The 18,121-nt window shown below is 66.2% G+C and carries 16 protein-coding genes; 9 read left to right on the plus strand and 7 right to left on the minus strand.

Annotation, left to right across the window (positions count from 1 at the left end):
- Positions 1 to 24: 24 nt before the first annotated feature.
- Positions 25 to 1,185: a YeeE/YedE family protein gene (locus tag H2509_RS02070; RefSeq protein ID WP_182161796.1), complete on the minus strand. Its 1,161-nt coding sequence runs from the start codon at positions 1,183 to 1,185 to the stop codon at positions 25 to 27.
- A gap of 422 nt (positions 1,186 to 1,607) precedes the next feature.
- Between H2509_RS02070 and H2509_RS02075 the strand changes: the two genes are divergently transcribed.
- The 3 genes from H2509_RS02075 to H2509_RS02085 all read left to right on the plus strand — a co-directional run bounded on the left by H2509_RS02075 (position 1,608) and on the right by H2509_RS02085 (position 5,267).
- Complete coding sequence (locus tag H2509_RS02075; protein ID WP_182161798.1) at positions 1,608 to 2,990, plus strand: tetratricopeptide repeat protein; 1,383 nt, start codon at positions 1,608 to 1,610, stop codon at positions 2,988 to 2,990.
- 159 nt (positions 2,991 to 3,149) lie between these two features.
- Positions 3,150 to 4,379: an OpgC family protein gene (locus tag H2509_RS02080; protein WP_328804948.1), complete on the plus strand. Its 1,230-nt coding sequence runs from the start codon at positions 3,150 to 3,152 to the stop codon at positions 4,377 to 4,379.
- A gap of 132 nt (positions 4,380 to 4,511) precedes the next feature.
- Positions 4,512 to 5,267, plus strand: coding sequence for a phytanoyl-CoA dioxygenase family protein (locus H2509_RS02085; RefSeq protein ID WP_182161800.1), 756 nt, complete (start codon positions 4,512 to 4,514; stop codon positions 5,265 to 5,267).
- Between the two features lie 76 nt (positions 5,268 to 5,343).
- On the opposite strand, the gene mdoH is transcribed toward H2509_RS02085, so the two are convergent.
- A complete protein-coding gene (mdoH, locus tag H2509_RS02090; RefSeq protein WP_209001748.1) occupies positions 5,344 to 7,200 on the minus strand; it encodes a glucans biosynthesis glucosyltransferase MdoH in 1,857 nt (618 codons plus the stop codon).
- A 117-nt stretch (positions 7,201 to 7,317) separates the two neighbouring features.
- On the opposite strand from mdoH, the gene H2509_RS02095 reads away from it, so the two are divergent.
- The 4 genes from H2509_RS02095 to H2509_RS02110 all read left to right on the plus strand — a co-directional run bounded on the left by H2509_RS02095 (position 7,318) and on the right by H2509_RS02110 (position 10,658).
- The gene (locus H2509_RS02095; RefSeq protein WP_235974615.1) at positions 7,318 to 8,316 is read left to right on the plus strand and encodes a zinc-dependent alcohol dehydrogenase; all 999 of its coding nucleotides are present in this window, start codon (positions 7,318 to 7,320) and stop codon (positions 8,314 to 8,316) included.
- A gap of 64 nt (positions 8,317 to 8,380) precedes the next feature.
- On the plus strand, positions 8,381 to 8,782 hold the full coding sequence (locus H2509_RS02100; protein WP_182161802.1) for a 6-pyruvoyl trahydropterin synthase family protein: 402 nt from the start codon (positions 8,381 to 8,383) through the stop codon (positions 8,780 to 8,782).
- An 11-nt stretch (positions 8,783 to 8,793) separates the two neighbouring features.
- Positions 8,794 to 9,849, plus strand: coding sequence for a glycosyltransferase family 4 protein (locus H2509_RS02105; RefSeq protein WP_182161804.1), 1,056 nt, complete (start codon positions 8,794 to 8,796; stop codon positions 9,847 to 9,849).
- Positions 9,846 to 10,658 carry a methyltransferase domain-containing protein gene (locus H2509_RS02110; RefSeq protein ID WP_182161806.1) on the plus strand — a complete coding sequence of 271 codons (813 nt, stop codon included), beginning with the start codon at positions 9,846 to 9,848 and terminating at the stop codon, positions 10,656 to 10,658. Before H2509_RS02105 ends, H2509_RS02110 begins: the two co-directional genes overlap by 4 nt.
- On the opposite strand, the gene H2509_RS02115 is transcribed toward H2509_RS02110, so the two are convergent.
- Positions 10,655 to 11,464 (minus strand): RibD family protein, encoded by an 810-nt coding sequence (locus H2509_RS02115; protein ID WP_182161808.1) that lies wholly within the window; start codon positions 11,462 to 11,464, stop codon positions 10,655 to 10,657. The genes H2509_RS02110 and H2509_RS02115 overlap by 4 nt on opposite strands.
- A gap of 247 nt (positions 11,465 to 11,711) precedes the next feature.
- Here H2509_RS02115 and H2509_RS02120 point away from each other — a divergent pair, with 247 nt between their 5' ends.
- Together H2509_RS02120 and pcaF are read left to right on the plus strand one after the other, a co-directional pair.
- On the plus strand, positions 11,712 to 12,248 hold the full coding sequence (locus tag H2509_RS02120; protein WP_182161810.1) for a cytochrome b: 537 nt from the start codon (positions 11,712 to 11,714) through the stop codon (positions 12,246 to 12,248).
- 143 nt (positions 12,249 to 12,391) lie between these two features.
- Entirely contained in the window at positions 12,392 to 13,597 is a 1,206-nt protein-coding gene (gene pcaF / locus H2509_RS02125; RefSeq protein ID WP_182161812.1) for a 3-oxoadipyl-CoA thiolase, read from the plus strand.
- A 3-nt stretch (positions 13,598 to 13,600) separates the two neighbouring features.
- Here pcaF and H2509_RS02130 read toward each other — a convergent pair whose 3' ends face one another.
- From H2509_RS02130 to H2509_RS02145, 4 genes are read right to left on the minus strand one after another with little or no spacing between them, the layout of a single operon-like run.
- On the minus strand, positions 13,601 to 14,692 hold the full coding sequence (locus H2509_RS02130) for a Gfo/Idh/MocA family protein (protein ID WP_182161814.1): 1,092 nt from the start codon (positions 14,690 to 14,692) through the stop codon (positions 13,601 to 13,603).
- A gap of 1 nt (position 14,693) precedes the next feature.
- A complete protein-coding gene (locus tag H2509_RS02135; RefSeq protein ID WP_182161816.1) occupies positions 14,694 to 16,082 on the minus strand; it encodes an L-fucose/L-arabinose isomerase family protein in 1,389 nt (462 codons plus the stop codon).
- 3 nt (positions 16,083 to 16,085) lie between these two features.
- Positions 16,086 to 17,129 (minus strand): tagatose 1,6-diphosphate aldolase, encoded by a 1,044-nt coding sequence (locus tag H2509_RS02140; protein ID WP_182161818.1) that lies wholly within the window; start codon positions 17,127 to 17,129, stop codon positions 16,086 to 16,088.
- Positions 17,126 to 18,022, minus strand: a complete 897-nt coding sequence (locus H2509_RS02145; protein WP_182161820.1) for a PfkB family carbohydrate kinase — start codon at positions 18,020 to 18,022, stop codon at positions 17,126 to 17,128. The genes H2509_RS02140 and H2509_RS02145 overlap by 4 nt, the downstream gene beginning before the upstream one ends.
- Positions 18,023 to 18,121 lie beyond the last annotated feature (99 nt).

An 18,121-nucleotide genomic window follows, 5' to 3' on the forward strand; every position in this document is an offset into this window, starting at 1 on the left:
AAAGAGGCGGTTGAGGCACGGAGTTCAGCCCATGCCGAGGCGCAGCCGCAACCGGGTGCCGACTAGGCTGCCGGCGAAACCGAACACAAGCCACAGCCAGCCGTGCAGCGAGCCGGAAACGATGCCGCCGAGATAGGCGCCGATATTGCAGCCGTAGGAAAGCCGGGCGCCGTAACCCATCAGCAGGCCGCCGGCGATGGCCGTCGCGACGTCGCGCCGCGACAACGAAAGGACCGGTGCGAATTTTCCGGCGGCGGAGGCCGCCAGCATGGCGCCGGCGATGATGCCGAAATTCATGACGGAGGTGGCATCGCGAAACACCGTCGCCTCGATCGCCGACACCTGTCCGCGCCAATAGGGCCATTCGGCCACCGGCACGCCGAGCCCATGGGCGATCTTGGCGCCCCAGAGCGCGAAGGCGGAGGTGATGCCCCATGGCCGGCCAAGCACCAGGAAGGTGGCGATGCCAACCAGGGCAATGGCGAGCGCGCCGAGAAGCGGCGACCACGGCCCGCGCAGCAGCGAGGCCGTCTGGCGCGGCTCGGCAAGCGACCCGTGCGCCCGCTTCTCGATGCGGATGGTCCAGAGCGCGAGGAGACCGAGAAGCACCGCCGTGAGGGCATAGGCGCCGACCGGCCCGAATTCCCGCACGATGGAGACGGCCGGCAAGGATGGCAGCCGGCCCCACAGATGAAGATGCGCGGTGGCGGCAAGCGAGCCGGCGACAAAGGCGGCAAGGGTGATCGCCATGCGCGTGGAGCCGCCGCCGACCGTGAACAGCGTGCCGGAACCGCAGCCGCCCCCGAGCTGCATGCCGAGGCCGAAGAGAAAGGCGCCAAGTGCGGCTGCCAGCCCGAAGGGAAAGACGAAGCCGCCGGTCGGCAGGCCGACATCGCGCCCCCAGGCGATCAGCGGGAAGGAAACCGCCGCCGTCAGAAGGATCAGGAGAAACTGCGCCCGCAGACCCTGGCCGCGCCGCTCTGTGACAATTCGCCGCCATGCGGCGGTGAACCCGAAGCTCGCGTGATAGAGGGCGAAGCCGCCGAGACCGCCGATAAGAGCCGCAAGGCCCAGGCGGGCGCCTGCGGCATTGGCGGCAAGAGCGGCGACGGCGGTCAGGCCCGCAAGTGCCAGAAGAAGCGACAGCCGGTTGCCACCCGTTGCACGATCCACTGCCACGCTCATGTTTTCCGGCACTCCGTGCTGCGCATATCGGCCCGTTTCGCCGGCAGGCCATGTCGGGCAAGAGAATATCCCCCGACAAATGCTGCCGTCGTTATTTCATAATGCATGAAACAACACGTTGCGGCAGCAGTGGGACCCAACACACAACGCACAAGTTTTTGTGTGTTGCACGTCATCGGCGCGGTCGGGACACTACGGCACAAGGAGATTGATGACGCTGCGTCAAAATGCTGGCGCAACAAGCAGGTCCTCCACCCCGCGGCAGGTCCTCCAACCCATGACTGCGCCGGCATGCTTCTTTCTACCGGGTCTCCTGGCGGTAGAGGCATGCTTTAACTCGCGAATTTTGCCACAAGTTCGCCATAGGATTGTACTTGTCACGTGGCACCAAGAGCCAATGTGATTCCGACCCGAGAGGCCTAATGACCGTTACCGATCAATATGGGTACGAACTGACGCTGTCCGATGCGTCCGCGCTTGCGCCCTGGCACGACACGGTGCGCGCGTTCCTGGCCCATGGCGCGACGACGGCGCAGCACATGGCCAGGACGCTTGAGGTGGCGCCCGATTTTGCGATGGCGCACGGCGCGCATGGTCTCTTCTGCCTGCTGCTTGGCCGGCGCGAGCTCGTAAGCTCTTCGGAGGAAGACTGGCGGCTTGCCGACCGCGCCCGCCGCGGGACCCCGGTGACGGCGCGCGAAAATGCGGTGGTCGACGCTCTCAGGGACTGGCTGGACGGTTTCCCCTCCCATGCCGCCAGCCGCCTGCATGCGGCTCTGGAAGCCCATCCGGGCGACGCGCTGCTGCTGAAGCTGGTGCACGCTATCCGCTTCGTGCTGGGCGATGCGGGCGGAATGCGCTCCTCCGTCGAGGCCGTGCTGCATGCCTATGGCGACGACCATCCCGCGTTCGGCTATGTGCTTGGCTGCCATGCCTTCGCGCTGGAGGAGACCGGCGAATACGCCCGGGCCGAGACGACCGGCAGACGCGCGGTCGATACCGCCGGCGACGACGCCTGGGGCCTGCACGCCGTTGCCCATGTGCTTGACATGACCGGCCGGTTCGACGACGGGCGCAAGTGGCTGGAGGCACGCACCGACAACTGGGCCCATTGCAACAATTTCCGCTATCACTGCTGGTGGCACCTGGCGCTGATGTATCTGGACCGCCGCGACTTCGACAAGGTGCTGGCGCTGTACGACCAGGAGATCCGCCGCGACCAGACCGACGACTACCGCGACATCTCCAACGGCGCATCGCTGCTGGTGCGCCTGGAAATCGAGGGCGTCAATGTCGGCGGCCGCTGGGAGGAACTGGCGCGGATTTCCGAAAAGCGCGTCGACGACAGCTGCAATGTCTTTGCCGACCTGCATTATCTGATGTCGCTCAATGGCGGCAATCGCAGGCTTGCGGCTGAGAAGCTCGTCGAGAATATCGAAATGATGGGCGAAGGCACGTCGGACATGGAGAAGGTCGCGAAAGTGGCCGGCACCCCGATCGCCTTCGGTCTCGATGCCTACAGGCGCGGCAACTACTTCTCGGCCTTCCACAATCTCAACCGCGCCCGGCCGAACCTGCGCCAGATCGGCGGCAGCCACGCCCAGCGCGACGTTTTCGAGCGGCTGACGATCGACGCCGCCCTGCGCGCCGGCCTCGCCGACGAAGCAGAGCTGCTGCTGAAGGAACGGCTGGCGCTGCGGAGCGCGATGGACCGTTTCGCCGAAGACCGCCTCAAGGTGATCGAACGGATGCATCGGGCGGCCAGGATCATGCAGGACGAACGCCTGCGCGCCGTCCATGCCTGAATGAAGCGGCATCCGGCTCTTTACAGGCCGGGTGCCTTTTTCTATTCCGGCAATGCCTTTCCCGCATAAGCGCCGGATACAACAGAACGCTGACGGGAGGCCGCGCTGCGCGGCAGCCGCGCAAACTGACAACGCTGAAAAATTGGGGTTCAGGTCAAGGTGAGTGCAGTCCAGCAGGTACGTCAACGGGATCCGCGGCTCGACTTCTTCCGCGGCATCGGCATGTTCATCATCTATATTGCGCACTTGCCTGCCAATACATGGACGCTCTGGATTCCGGCCCGTTTCGGCTTTTCTGACGCGACCGAGATCTTCGTCTTCTGCTCGGGTATGGCTTCGGCGATCGCCTTCGGCAAGATTTTCGAGACGCGCGGCTGGGGCATCGGCTCCGCCCGTATCGTCTACCGCATGTGGCAGGTCTACTGGGCGCATATCCTGCAGTTCCTGGTGATCGCCACGGGCCTGGTCGCCATCCAGTCGAGCGGCTATCTGGAGGCCTGCTGCGGACTGACGCAGAACTACGTCACATCGCTCAATCTCTGGCACTTCTTCAACAAGACGGCGCAGGCCCTGCCCGGCCTGCTGACGCTGACCTACGTGCCGAACTATTTCGACATCCTGCCGATGTATATCGTCATCCTGGCCCTGATCCCGGTGATGATGGGCGCCTACCGGATCGCCGGACGCGGGGCCGTCTTCGCGCTGATGATCCTGTTCTGGGTGATGGCGACGCTGGGCATGGTCGACCTGCCGGCGGAACCGTGGTCGGATCGCTCCTGGTTCTTCAATCCCTTCGCCTGGCAGCTTGTCTTCTTCACCGGCTTCGCCTTCATGAGCGGCTGGATCCCCGCTCCGCCGGTCAATCGGCTGCTCATGATCGCGGCAGCACTGTTCCTGCTCGCCAGCGTTCCCTTTGCCTGGTACCAGATCCACCGCGAAACCGCCTGGGTGATGGAGATCCGCGCGGCAATCAAGCCGCTCTGGGTGAAGACCGAATTCGGCTTCCTGCGCTACGCCCATTTCCTGGCGCTGGCCTATCTCGCCTGGATCGCTGTCGGCGCCAGGGGGCGCTACCTGGTGACGGACAATCTCTGGGGCAAGTTCGTCGGCGTCGTGCAGAAGGTCGGCCAGCAGTCTCTGGCGGTCTTCCTGGCAAGCCTGGTGATCGCCCAGACCGTCGGCATCCTGCGAGACATGGCTTGGGGACGCGGCAATCCGGTTGCCGAATTCTTCGCCAATGTGGGTGGATTCCTGGCGCTGATCGCGGTTGCCTATGCAGTGAGCTGGTTCAAGGGACAACCCTGGAAAAAAAAGCCGGTCGCGGGGAGCGGGGAGCAGAAGACCTCGATGCCCCGTGATGCCGCGCTGAGCCGCCAGCCGGCTGAGTAGGCGGTATCACGATCGAATGCAGAAGGCCCGGCCTCCGCCGGGCCTTTTTTTCGTCCGGCCGATGCTCTAAATCTGGCTCGCCGAATTCGCCGGCAAACCACATGCCGCCAGGAACCGCTCCGGGGACGCTCCATGATCCGCACGCCGACACTGACCGACCAGCAGATTGCCGATTTCGACCGCGACGGTTTCGTCCATGTGCCGGGCGCCTTTTCGCCCGAGGAAATGGCCACGATCGAAGCCTGGGCGAAGGAGGTGACCTCGGCGCCGGAAGTGCCCGGCCGGCAGTGGGTCTATCACGAGAAAAGCCGCATCGACGGCGCGGACCTCATCAACCGGATCGAGAAGATCGCGCCCTTCCATGACGGCTTTCGCGCGATCGCCACGGCGCTCGGCAAGGTGGCCGGCCAGGCCTTCGGCGAGGAGGCTGTGCTCTTCAAGGAAAAGATCAATTTCAAGATGCCGGGCGGCGGCGGCTTCGAACCGCATCAGGACGCCCAGGCCGGCTGGAACGTCTATGCGAGCAACTTCGTCAACGTGATGCTGTGTATCGACGAGGCGACGGTCGAGAACGGCTGCCTGGAGGTGACCGCCGGCCATCACCGCCGCGGGCTGCTGCGCGGCATGGAGCCGCTGCGCGAGGAGGACATGGTCGGCATGGAGTTCGTGCATTGCCCGACCCGCCCCGGCGACCTGGTGCTTTTCGACGCCTATTGCCCGCACCGTTCCGCGCCGAACCCGACGGCCAACACGCGGCGCATGTATTTCGCGACCTACAACAAGGCGTCCGAAGGCGATCACTTCGACCGGTATCACGCCGACAAGCACCGCAACTATCCGCCGGATATCGAGCGCGAGGCGGGCAGGAGCTACGTCTACAAGGTCTGACGCAATACGCAGTCGAACGACAAAAGGGCCGGCGCATGACCGGCCCTTTTCGTATCGCACCGTTTATCCGCCGTCGTCAGGCGTCGGCGCGGGCAAGCTCCGGCTTGTAGGCGCCTTCGGCGTCCTTCAGCGCTTCCAGCCGCAGGGGCATCAGGCTTGCCGGTACCGAGACCTCCTCCGGGACCCGCCAGAGCGACGAGGCGAGGGCCGCCGCGCCGACATCGCGGCGCGACGTGATGAGCGCGAAGGGGATAGCCAGCAGCGGGCCGGCAACGATCGGCAGCAGCGGCCAGACAAGCGACCAGGACTGGCTGGCGGTCCAGACGATGCCGGTCAGCCCGAACAGGGTCTGCGGCCACAGCTTGGAGGCCGTCAGGCGAAACGGAAGGCCGTGCGGCTGGCGGGACTGCGCGCCCCAGCCGACGGCGCGGCCGAAGGGCAGGCCGGCGATGAAGATCGACTCGGCCACCGCCATGATCGGCGCAAGCAGGGCGGAATAGATCATCTCTCCGAGCGTGCTGGTCACCACCCGCAGCGCACCACCGAAGCGGGTGCGCAGCTTCCGGTCGGCCAGAATGTCGATCACCGTGGCGATCTTCGGCGCGAAGACCATCACCATGATGGTGACGAAAAGCGCGAAGCCGGTGGTGCGGTGGAATTGCAGCACCTCGTCGCCGCCCATCACCGCAAGCGTCGCCGCCAGCACCATGAAGACAAGCCAGGCGGGCGAACTGACGAACATCAGGATTGCCAGGATCAGCTGGATGCGGCTCGTCAGCTTCAGGTTTTTCAGGTTCAGGAGCTTCAGATATTGCAGGTTGCCCTGGCACCAGCGCAGGTCGCGGCGGATGAACTCCAGCAGATGCGGCGGGTTCTCCTCGAAGCTTTCCGTCTCCACCGGCAGCACGCGCACGTCGTAGCCCGCGCGGCGCATCAGCACGGCCTCGACCTGATCGTGGCTGAGGATCGGCCCGGAAAGCGGCCCCTTGCCGGGAAGCACCGGCAGGTGGCAGGCATCGATGAACGGCTGCAGGCGGATGACGGCATTATGCCCCCAGTAAGGGCCGCAATCGCCCTGCCACCAGGCGCTGCCGAGCGTGTAGGAACGCATGCCGAGCCGCATGCCGTACTGGAAGACACGGGCGAAGGCGCTCGCGGTCGGCAGGCCGACCACGAGGCTCTGCAGGATGCCGAGGCGGGGATTGGCCTCCATCCGGCGCACCAGGTCGAGCACGGTGGAAGCCGCCATGAAGCTGTCGGCATCCAGCACCAGCGCATAGGTATGCAGGTGGCCCCAGCGATCGCAGAAATCGCGGATATTGCCGGACTTGAAGGCGAAATTGTCCTCGCGGCGGCGATAGGTCACCGGGAATTCAGCCTGCCAGCGCGCGGCGAGGTCGGCGAATGCGGCTTCCTCGCGGGCGGCGATGGCGTCGTCGTTGGTGTCGCTCAGGATATAGAGGTGGAAGGCCCTGCCTTCGCCCGAGCGCATCAGGTCGGCGATCATCGCCTCCAGATTGGTCAGGACCTGATCGACATCCTCGTTGCGGATGCAGGAGAGAATGGCGGTGGAGGAAATCAGCGGCGCGCGCGCGTCGGGACCGGCGATCGGGCAAACGGCCGCGATCGGGTCGCGCGCGAGGCGCATCAGGCACAGGCCGATCACCGCGTTCCAGAAGCCGATCACGGTCCAGGGCAAGGTCGCCACGAAACAGAGGATCATCGCCCCTTCGCCAAGGCTTATGCCGTTCGACGAGAGGGTGACAGCCAGAAGCGCGGTCAGCGCCAGGATCGACGAGCCGACCAGCGTGGCGAACACGATGCGGCGCGGCCTGACCGACGGCGCGACCATGCCGGGCGCGGCACCGAACCGCACGGGCCCGTCCATCGGGGCCGAAACTGAACCTTCCATCTCCAGCACGTTACGCGCCATGGATCACACCTTTTGTCACTGCACAACGACACTCAAATCGACACTGTGGCTGTTTCAGGGCCGAACCTATGGGGTATACGTCGCTAACCCCGAGAAGAGATTTCCAGACAGCGCACCATGTCCCAGAAGATGACGATTTCCGCCAGAGCCCTCTGGTACGTGGCACCCGGCCGGACCGAAATCCGGACCGAGGACCTGCCCGCTCCAGCCGAAGGCGAGATCCGCGTGGCCGCCATCGCCAGCGGAATCAGCCGCGGTACCGAAAGCCTCGTCTTTCGCGGCGCGGTGCCGCAAAACGAGTGGGAGCGGATGCGTGCGCCCTTTCAGGCGGGCGATTTTCCCTTTCCGGTCAAATACGGTTACGCCTGTGTCGGGTATGCCGAAGGTCTGACTGCCGCTGCGGGCGAGCCGGGTGGAAAATGCCCCGTCTTCGTCCTGCATCCGCATCAGGATCGCTTCAACGTTCCCGTCGATGCCGTCGTTCCCATCCCGGCCGGAATACCCGTCGAGCGGGCAACCCTGGCGGCCAATATGGAAACGGCGCTCAATGGGTTATGGGACGGAATGCCTTCACCCGGGGATCACATTACTGTGGTCGGGGGCGGCGTCGTCGGCCTGCTGACCGCATGGCTCGCATCGAAGATTCCCGCGACGTCCGTAACGCTCGTGGATATCAACGAAGCGCGGGCGAAGGTTGCGGCGGCACTCGGGCTCGCCTTCGCGACGCCCGCCACGGCAACGACGGATCAGGACCTCGTCATCCACGCCAGCGGCCAACCGGCCGGGCTCGACACCGCCCTTGCGCTCGCGGGTCAGGAAGCCACCGTCCTGGAGATGAGCTGGTATGGCGACACGCCGGTCACCGCGTCCCTCGGACAGGCCTTTCACAGCCGGCGGCTGACGCTGAAATCGAGCCAGGTCGGCGGCATCGCCGCCCATCGCCGGCCGCGCTGGACGTACCGCCGGCGGCTTGAAACCGCGCTGTCACTTCTGCGTGATGATGCTCTCGACGCCCTGCTTGCACCGCCGATTTCCTTCGCGGATCTGCCGGGAGAGCTTCCCGACATCCTTTCCGGCAAACGCGACGTGCTTGCCCAGGTCGTGGTTTATCCTTAAGCCGTGCGGCAACCCGGCAGCCGCACGCTGCCTTTCCTGGCCGTCCTTGAGGAGCCGTAGTGCCATGCATGCCGTCGAAGTCCGCGACCACATCATGATTGCCCATTCCTTCAAGGGCGAGCTCTTCGGTCCGGCCCAGGCGCTGCACGGCGCGACCTTCGTGGTCGATGCCGCCTTCTTCGCCAGGGACCTGGACGAGAACGGAGTCGTGATCGATATCGGCCGGGCGCACGAGGCGCTGAAGGAAATCCTCGCGCCGCTGAACTACCGCAACCTCGACGACGTGCCGGAATTCGCCGGCAGGAACACCACGACGGAATTCCTGAGCCGGCACATCTTCGACAGGCTGGCGGAAGTGGCGCGCGCCGGCGGGCTCGGCCGCAAGGGCGGCGAACTCTCGACGATCCGCGTTACCCTGCACGAATCCCACGCCGCGCGCGCCTGGTACGAAGCTCCGATCGGCTGAGCGGCGGTCCGATGGCGGCGGACGTCCATTTCCTCTATCCCGGCGATCTCGCGACACCAACCGGCGGCTATGCCTATGACCGGCGGTTGATCGGCGCGCTTCGCGAGGCGGGCGTCGCCGTCGAGGCTATGTCGCTTGGAGACGGATATCCCGATCCCACCGCATCGCAGGTGGCGGCCGCAAGGGCCGCTTTCGCCGGGCTGCCCGATGGTGCCGCCGTTATCATCGACGGCCTCGCCTATGGCGTGCTGGATGATGTCGCCCGCGCCGAATGCCGCCGGCTGAAGCTCGTCGCCCTGGTGCATCATCCGCTGGCGCTTGAAACAGGCGTTCCGGCGGAGCGGGCACGGGCATTGCGCGACGCCGAGCGCGAAGCCCTGAAACAGGCGGCGGCCATCCTGACGACGAGCCATGCGACGGCGGATACGCTGGCGGCGGATTACGAGGTCGCGCGGGAAAAGATCACGGTGATCGAGCCCGGACTGGACCGGGCCGAGCGGGCATCGGGCCGCCCCGCCGGCGAAGGGGCCGGCATCCTCTCGGTCGGCTCGATCATTCCGCGCAAGGACCACGCGACGCTGATTTCCGCGCTTGCCGGCCTGCGCGAGGAAGCCTGGCATCTCGACATCGTCGGCGACGGCACGCGCCATACCGATTGCCGGAGGCTCTTGCGGCAACAGATCGAGCGGTTCGGACTGTCGGACCGGGTGACGCTGCATGGCGCCCTCACTCCCGAGGCTCTCGACGCCCACTATCGGAGGGCCGATATTTTCGCGCTGACGACCGCCTATGAGGGCTACGGCATGGCCTTCGCCGAAGCCATGGCGCGGGGCCTGCCGGTGGTCGCCACCGGCGAGGGCGCCGTCGGCCGGACCGTACCCGCCGAGGCAGGTTTCGTGCTGAAGGCGGGTGATGTCGACGCGGTGCGCGAAGCCCTTCGCCGGCTGATCGCCGAAGCGGAGCTGCGACACCGGATGGGCGAAGCCGCCTTCCGCCATGCGTCCGGCCTGCCGGGCTGGGCGGACGCAGCCAGAACCCTGACCGACCTGCTGGAGACCCTTGAATGAGCGGCTTTTCGAGCGAATGGCTCGCCTCCCGCGAACCCGTGGACCAGCGGGCGCGGAATGTCCGCGTGCGCGACGGCTTTCTCGATCACCTCAGGGCTTCGACAAAGGGGCGCGTGCCGCATCTCGTCGACCTCGGCTCCGGGACGGGATCGTCGCTGCGCGCGCTGGCGCCCGCGATCGGCGGGCCGCAGCACTGGACGCTGACCGATCACGATCCCGCCCTGCTGGCGCTCGCCAAGAGCGCCGCCGAACCCTTCGCCGATTGCCGGGCGGAGGTGCGGCAGGCCGACCTTGCCGCCGATCTTGCGGCCGCACTGCCGGACGACGCCGATGCGGTGACGACCTCCGCCTTTCTCGACCTCGTATCCGAGCGCTGGCTTGGCGACTTGATCGCGGTGCTCGCCAAGCGTCGCCTGCCCTTTCTCGCCATGCTGACTTATGACGGACGAGCGGGCGCGGCCCCCGCGCATCCCTTCGACGAAACCGTGCGGCAAGCCATGAACCGGCACCAGAAGACCGACAAGGGCTTCGGTCCGGCGCTTGGACCGGATGCCGCGGCGCGCGCCGTGAGCGCCTTCGCCGAAGCCGGATTTCTGGTCATTGCCGGCGCCTCCGACTGGCGGGCGCTGGCCGCCGAGACCGCCTTCCAGACGATGCTGGTGGAAGGTTGGGCGCAGGCCGCCCGCGAGATCGGCGAGGACGAAGCTTCAATCGCCGCCTGGCAGGAGGACCGGCTGTCGCGCATCAACGCGCAAGGCCTGACCACGCTGGTCGGCCATCTGGACTTCGCCGCGCTGCCCGCGATCTAAATTCCCGACAGATCGCAGTCGACCAGCAGCTCCGACCCCAGGCAATGGGTGACGGTGGGAGGGCGGATCGCCTCGTCGACGGTTGCGATCGCCGGCAATTGCAGGCCGGCCGGCCCCGAGCCAAGCAGGACCGGCGAGATCAACAGATGCAGCCGGTCGAGCGCGCGCGCGTCGATGAAGCGCGAAATCGTCTGCGCTCCGCCTTCCAGCAGCACCCTGCGAAAGCCCTGCGCGCTCAGGAACGCGCGGATCGCATGCGGGTCCACATTGCCGCCGCTCATCCCGAGGCGGTGCACCTCGACGCCATCCGGCGCCGCGCCCGGCGCATCGGCGCCGGTCAGCAGCAGGCAGCGCGCACCGTCTTCGGTATTCAGGCTTTCCCAATCCTCCAGCCGGCCACGGGGATCGATGACGACCCGGGCGGGATTGCGCCCGGCGACGAGGCGGACGGTCAGGCGCGGCCGGTCGCAGATCGCTGTGCCCACGCCAACCACTACCGCGTCGCAGACGGCGCGCAGGCGATGGAGATGGGCAAGACAATCCGGGCCGTTGATATATTTCGAGTGGCCGGTGACGGTGGCGATCCGTCCGTCGAGCGACTGGCCGAGTTGGCCGACCACCGTCAGATCGGAGCGGGTTTCGAGCAGCGGACCGAAGAGCGGGGCATAGGCGTCTGGCAGGACGCTGCCCGCGCCCTGAAAAGCCTCGAGAACGGCAAGCCAGTCCGGATCGTCGAAGCGTTCGGCCTCATCCGGACCATCCGGCAGCGCAACCACACTGGCGCTTCCGCCACCCCGCCGAGACATCCAGACCTCCCCAAAAGCCGGCCTCTCTCACCCGAGGCGGACATCGTTTGCGGCCAATAAATCGACGCCTTGTCAGGAACACCAATGAAGGCGATCTCACATTGTCGTGATCCGACGAGGCCGTTGATATGCAGCGAACTCGCGCAGGCTTGAACGATGCAGGCGCGCGTCGCACAAACTGGGTGGTCCGTGCGGCCGGCAATCGTCGTAAGCTGATCGCGAGTGAGCGAGATCCGGGAGGGAACGCATGACGGGGGAAAAGGGGTTCGTCTACACGCCGGTGGCGCGGCTCTTCCACTGGGTCACCGCGGTTCTGGTGCTGGCGATGGTTCCGGCCGGCATCACCATGGTCAATATCGGCCCAGGCAAGCTGCAGAATACGCTGTTCGACTTCCACCGCTCGACCGGGGTGCTGCTCTTCGTGATCACCTTTGCCCGGCTGCTGTGGCGGCTGAAACATCCGCCCGCGCCGCTGGAGGACACGATCCCGGCCTGGCAGCGCAAGGCGGCGCATGCGACTCATTGGTTGCTCTATGCGGTGCTGCTTTTCTCGCCGCTGCTCGGCTGGGTGGCGACATCCGCTTATCCGGCGCCGATTCCCGTCTACGGCCTCTTCACGCTGCCGCCGATCATTCCGCCGGACCGGGCGCTTTCGACGCTGCTGTTCAACATCCACCAGGTCATCGGCATCGTCTTCAGCCTGGCCGTGGTGGTCCACATCGCCGCCGCCCTGCATCACCGGCTGATCCTCAAGGACAATGTATTGGCCCGGATGACGGGATAACCGGCCGCCACCGGCCCCGAGAATTGCCGATTATTAATTGACCAACCGGTCGATTAATTATTAAATGCGCGCTGTTCAAACCGGATGGCGAAGGCTAGGTCATGAACTCATAAATCTGAACCGGCAATGCGGGAGAAAACGCCATGCAGGAGGCTTTCATCGTCGATTACGTGCGCACGCCGATCGGGCGTTTCGGCGGGGTGCTTTCCGCGGTGCGTGCCGACGATCTGGCGGCGGCTCCCATCCGCGCGCTGATCGCGCGTCATGCCGGTCTCGACTGGGCAGCGATCGACGACGTGCTCTATGGCTGCGCCAACCAGGCGGGCGAGGACAACCGTAACGTCGCGCGCATGGCCGCCCTGCTCGCCGGCCTGCCGGTCGACGTGCCGGGCACGACGATTAACCGCCTGTGCGGCTCGGGCATGGATGCGGTGCTGATGGGCGCGCGCGCCATTCGCTGCGGCGAGGCCGATCTCATCATTGCCGGCGGCGTCGAGAGCATGTCCCGCGCGCCCTTCGTCATGCCCAAGGCCACCTCCGCCTTTTCCCGTAACGCGGAGCTCTACGACACCACGATCGGCTGGCGCTTCGTCAACCCGGTGATGAAAGCGCAATACGGCATCGATTCCATGCCGGAGACCGGCGAGAATGTCGCCGAGGATTTCGCCGTGTCCCGCGCGGACCAGGACGCCTTCGCCGTGCGCTCCCAGAACCGCGCGGTGGCGGCGCAGGAGAACGGCCGCCTGGCGCAGGAAATCGTCGCCGTCGAGATTCCGGGCCGCAAGGGCGAGGTGACGGTGGTCGACAGGGACGAGCATCCGCGCCCCGGAACGACCGTGGAGTCGCTCGCCAGGCTGCCGACGCCCTTCCGGGCGGGCGGCAGCGTGACGGCGGGCAATGCCTCCGGCGTCAACGACGGTGCCGCCGCCCTGCTGATTGCCTCGAAAGGCGCCGTGGAGCGTTATGGCCTCACGCCGATCGCCCGTATTCTTGGCGGCGCCGCTGCCGGCGTGCCGCCGCGCATCATGGGCATCGGCCCGGCGCCCGCGTCGAAGAAGCTGCTTTCCCGTCTCGGGCTATCGGTCGGCGATATCGACGTGGTGGAACTCAACGAGGCCTTCGCTTCGCAGGCGCTCGCCACCCTGCGTCAGCTCGGCATCGCCGACGACGCCCAGCACGTCAACCCGAATGGCGGGGCAATCGCGCTCGGCCATCCGCTCGGCATGACGGGCGCGCGCATCGTCGGCACGGCGGCGCTGGAGCTCCGGCATCGCGGGGCGAAACGCGCGCTGTCGGCCATGTGCATCGGCGTCGGCCAGGGCATCGCCTGCGCCATCGAGGCGGTGTAGTTCCTACAGGGCCACCGCCTGGCCGGTGCGGGCGCTTTCTTCCGCCGCCGCACCGACCATGACCGAGACCAGCCCGTCGTTCAGCGACACTTCCGGCGTGCCGCCGCGGCGCACCAGGTCGATGAATTTCCGGTGCTGGAAGTAGGTCGAGCCGTGATGGTCGCCGGCGGCGAGGATCGCCTCGTCCACATGCACCGCCTCGCGGATTTCGCGCTTGGTGGCGCGTGGCGAGACGGCGATTTCCGAGACGCGCTCGCGCCCGTCGGGCGAAAAGCGCGACGGGCCGGGAATGAAGGCGTCGACGCGCGCCGCGTCGCCCGTCGCCGAAATGATCTCCTGCCAGTAGGAGCCCTCGGCGAACATGCACAGGTCGAGCATCGCGCGCACGCCATTGGCGAAGTCGACCACCACGAAGGCATTGTCCAGAATATCCGGCCGGCCTTCCGGATAGGTCTCGTCGAGAAAATTGACGTCCATCGCGCCGGAAGCATAGACGCGCACCGGCTCGCTTTCGGCGATCAGCCGCATCAGGTCGAAGAAATGGCAGCATTTCTCGACCAGTGTGCCGCCGGTCTTCGCGGAAAAGCGGTTCCAGTCGCCCACTTTCTTCAGGAAGGGGAAGCGATGCTCGCGGATCGAGATCATGCGCAGCCTGCCCGCGGTTCCTTCCCGCACCTCTTTCAGCAGGCGCTGGACGGGCGGCATGTAGCGGTATTCCATCGCCACCCACAGCGGCGCGCGGCGCCTTTCCTGCAGGCTCGCCACCGCCCGACAGTCGTCGAGCGTCGTGCAAAGCGGCTTCTCGACCAGGATCGGCTTGTCGAGCCCCATGACGTCCTTCAGCACGTCGATGTGGGTGTGGTTCGGGCTGGCGATCAGGATCGCGTCGAACTCCGCCCCGCTCATCATTTCGCGATAATCGGCGAAGGCGGCGCAGCCCTCGCCCGCAAGGCGCTGCGCGGTTGCCCGCATGTCCTCGTCCGGGTCGGCGACGGCTGAGACGGACGCTCCCGGCAGGAGCCTGATGTTGCGGATATGCTCGTGGCCCATCATGCCGGAGCCGATGATGGCGTAGCGGACCGGTTTTTCGTTCATGTCAAAGTTCCAGTACAGGGACGCCGAGAGCGCCGGCGGCCTGCCGCAGGCTGTCGCGGTGGTCGCCATAGGCCAGCGCCATGTGATGTTCGAGCGCCGCGCCCATGACACTTTCCAGGACCGATTTCGCGCCGCTGTCGAAGCGCACGACGCCGGACGTGCCGGTGAAGGCCATCGGCCGGTCCAGCATCTCGCCGCCACCGATCACCGCGAAGGTTTCGCCCCTCGCCTGCGACAGGCGAAAGAAGGTGACGCGGCCGGTCTTCAGCGGGAACTCGAAGAGAAGGGGCATCTTGCGATTGGTGTGGATCGTGGCCGAGACCTTCGCACGGTCGGCGGCCATCGAGACCGGGGCCTGGCCGCAATGCCAGACGACGCCCGTATCGTCGGCCTCGTCGAGATCGACGAGATCGGCAAGGAAGACCGGAGCATCGGCGACCTTCTGCAACAGCAACGTCGTCAGCGCGCCGTAGACATCCGCCTCGCAGGCGCAGGGCACGCGCGCCTCTCCCATCATCGCCACCGGACCGCAGACCGCGCCGCCATATTCGGTGAAAGTCTCCGGCCAGCAGCGGATGGCGAAGGCGTCGAACTGCCCCTTCCGCCGGATTTCCTCCATCGCCGCCTTGAGCTTCAGCGAGCGGTCGAGCTGATCCTGATCGACGGTATCGAGGTTGCCGGCAAGCGCGGCGGCATCGCCCCGGATCGCGGCGGCTTCGTCCGCGGAGACCGACTTCGCGCCGGCAAACAGCGTATCAAGCTCCATCTCCTCGACCGAGATGCCGGCAAGCGCAAGGAGCTTGGCCTTGTCGTAGTGGCACGTGTCGAAACCTTCGGGCGGCTGCCCGATCCGGCCTATGCGCGCGCCCCGGATCGCGGCCACTGCCTCCGCTCCCGGCCCTCGCGCTTCCGGCGGCGGCGACAGCGGCACCGGCTTCGACCGGCGATCGCCGGCAAGCAGTTCGGCAAGTCGCGCGTCGATGCCGGCTGCGTCCGGGCTGGCATAGAGATACGAAAAGTCCCGACCGTTGAGGCCCAGCGCATGGCCGGCGAGATTGAGGCCGCAGAAGGAGTTGAGCCGCAGCCTGCCGCCGAGCCTCGGTTCGGGGATCGCCCAGATCGACAGCGGCACGGCAAAGCCGTTGGCGATCTCAACCGCCATCGAGGCATCGGTGAAGGTGACCTGCAGGATCAGGATCTGCTCCGGCTTTGCGGCCTTCAGCGCCGTTACCGCCTCGCGCGCCTGCGCGGCGTCGAACAGGAGCGACCGCGAGCCGACGATCTCGTGGCCCGTTCGCCCAAGGGCGGCGAGCATGCGGAGAAGATTTTCCTCCGCGAAGGGAACGTCGAAGGTCGGGCGGCCGAGCGGCAGGATTCCGATGCGCGCCATGGCTCAGAACCCCTTGTAGGTGTGGCGGAAGCTCGCATCCTTCGGTCGGAAGGAAGCGCCTTCCGGCCCGTAGCAGGGATGCGCGGCGAAGGGCGCCGCCTCCGCATCGGTAAGAAGATTGAGGTCGCGCATATAGGCTGTCGCCTCGCCCTCGAGCCCCGAGCGCATTTTCGCCCAGTCGGGGAAATGGCTGAAAGCTTCGAGCCAGATGGCGCGGCCCGCCAGATATCCGGACGCACCGGCCTTGTAGGCATGGGTCAGGATATTGCGGAACTCGGCCTTGCCGGCACCGGCGGACAGCATCACCCACGGCCGTCCGGCCAGCCTGCCCATTTCATCGAAGACGGCCTGCACCTCGTCCGCGCCCTCGTTGCCGACGCCCGGCACGTCGGCGGCGTTGACCGGGCTTTCCAGCTTGAAGAGGTCGACGCCGTAATCCGCCCCGGCGAATTCCGCGACCGATTTCAGCACGTCGTCGGCCTTCTTGCCCTTCATTTCCACGTAATCGCGCGTCTGATGCGCATCCTTCGGCAACGGATAGACAAGCAGTTCGAAGACGAACGGAATGTCGTAGCGCGCGCAGGCTTCGCCGATGCGCTTGACGAAATCCTGCTGGTGGCGGTTGACGTTCTCGCCCGCGTCCGGCCGGTACCAGGCCAGCACCTTCACGGCGTCGCCGCCCATGCGCTTGATCTTCTCCACCGACCAGTCGTCGATCTCGGAAGAAAACCTGCCTTCCGGCGTCTCCCGGAAGATCGAATCCTCCAGCGTGACGATCAGTCCCCTGGCCGGCGACAGCAGGTCGATGCCCCGGGGGATCGCGAAATGCGGGTCGAGCAGTAGGGCAGAGCTTTCCCTCTGCAACGTCTCGACCAGCAGCGCCTTGAAGCCGGCGACATCGTCATACGGCGCCTCAGTGGTACCGTAGTGCGTCGCGATCGGTCGCTTGATGGGCGGGCGCTGGTCAACCGCCGTCATCTTGAACCGGCCGGCGTCATCCGCCATACGCCGCATGCCCCAGAGTTTGCCGGGTGTCAGATCCGTCATGCTCTTTCCTTCAGGAATTCCTGGACTTCAATCCGAGAGGGCGCGCCGGAGCGTCCCCCAAAGCGGCTGCACTTGATCGCAGCCGCCGCATTGGCAAAGCGCATCGCTGCAACTTCGTCCTCGCCGTTGCCGAGCGCCAGCGCGAAGGCGCCATGCCAGACATCGCCGGCGCCGAGCGTATCGGCAACCGGGATCCGGAAGGCCGGCATCGTGCGCACCATATCTCCTTCCAGCCATGAGACCCCGTCCCCGCCACGCGTCACGCAAACGAAAGCCCCGGTCTCCGCCCGCGCGCGCTTCAGGCCGGCGGCAAGGTCAGCGCCGCCGGAAAACTCGGCAAGCCCCTGCTCCGAAAAGGCGAGATGCGTGGCAAGCCGCAAGGCGTCCCCGGCAATACGGGTCGGCGCCTCGACATCCATCACGCCCGGCTTGCCGCGCTCGCGTGCCAGCCGCATGACGGCTTCGGCGCCATCCGGCCATCGGGTATCTGCCAGTGCGGCATCGAATTCGGGCACTGAGCTGCCTGTGAGCCAGCCGGCGCCCTTTTCCATCGTCTCATCGCGATAGTTCACGATCTGCCTCTCGCCATCCCTATCGAGCAGGATCGAGGAAAACGAAGAGCGCCGCCCCTTTTCCCGGCGCACAAGCCGGCAATCGACGCCCTCGGCATCGATATCCTTCAGAATCAAATCGCCGATTGGGTCGTCGCCAAGGCGGGCAGCCAGCAACGCCTGGCCGCCAAGCCTTGCCACGGCGACCGCCGCATTGGCCGCGCATCCCCCGCCGACGATCGCCGCCTCCCTTGCCCGGTACTTCTCGGCGCGGCGCGGCATTTCATCGAGCGTGAGCACGAAATCGATCACGGCGATGCCCGCAATCAGCACGGCGGTCATTTCATCTCCTTCGAGAGCCCGGCCGCGGGGACACAGGGTTGGCTACGCCCCGAACACTAGCAAGTCTTATATAAGTTACAAGACCAATGTCGCCGGATC

Origin of the sequence: Stappia albiluteola (genome assembly GCF_014050225.1) — a bacterium.
Lineage (GTDB): Bacteria > Pseudomonadota > Alphaproteobacteria > Rhizobiales > Stappiaceae > Hongsoonwoonella > Hongsoonwoonella albiluteola.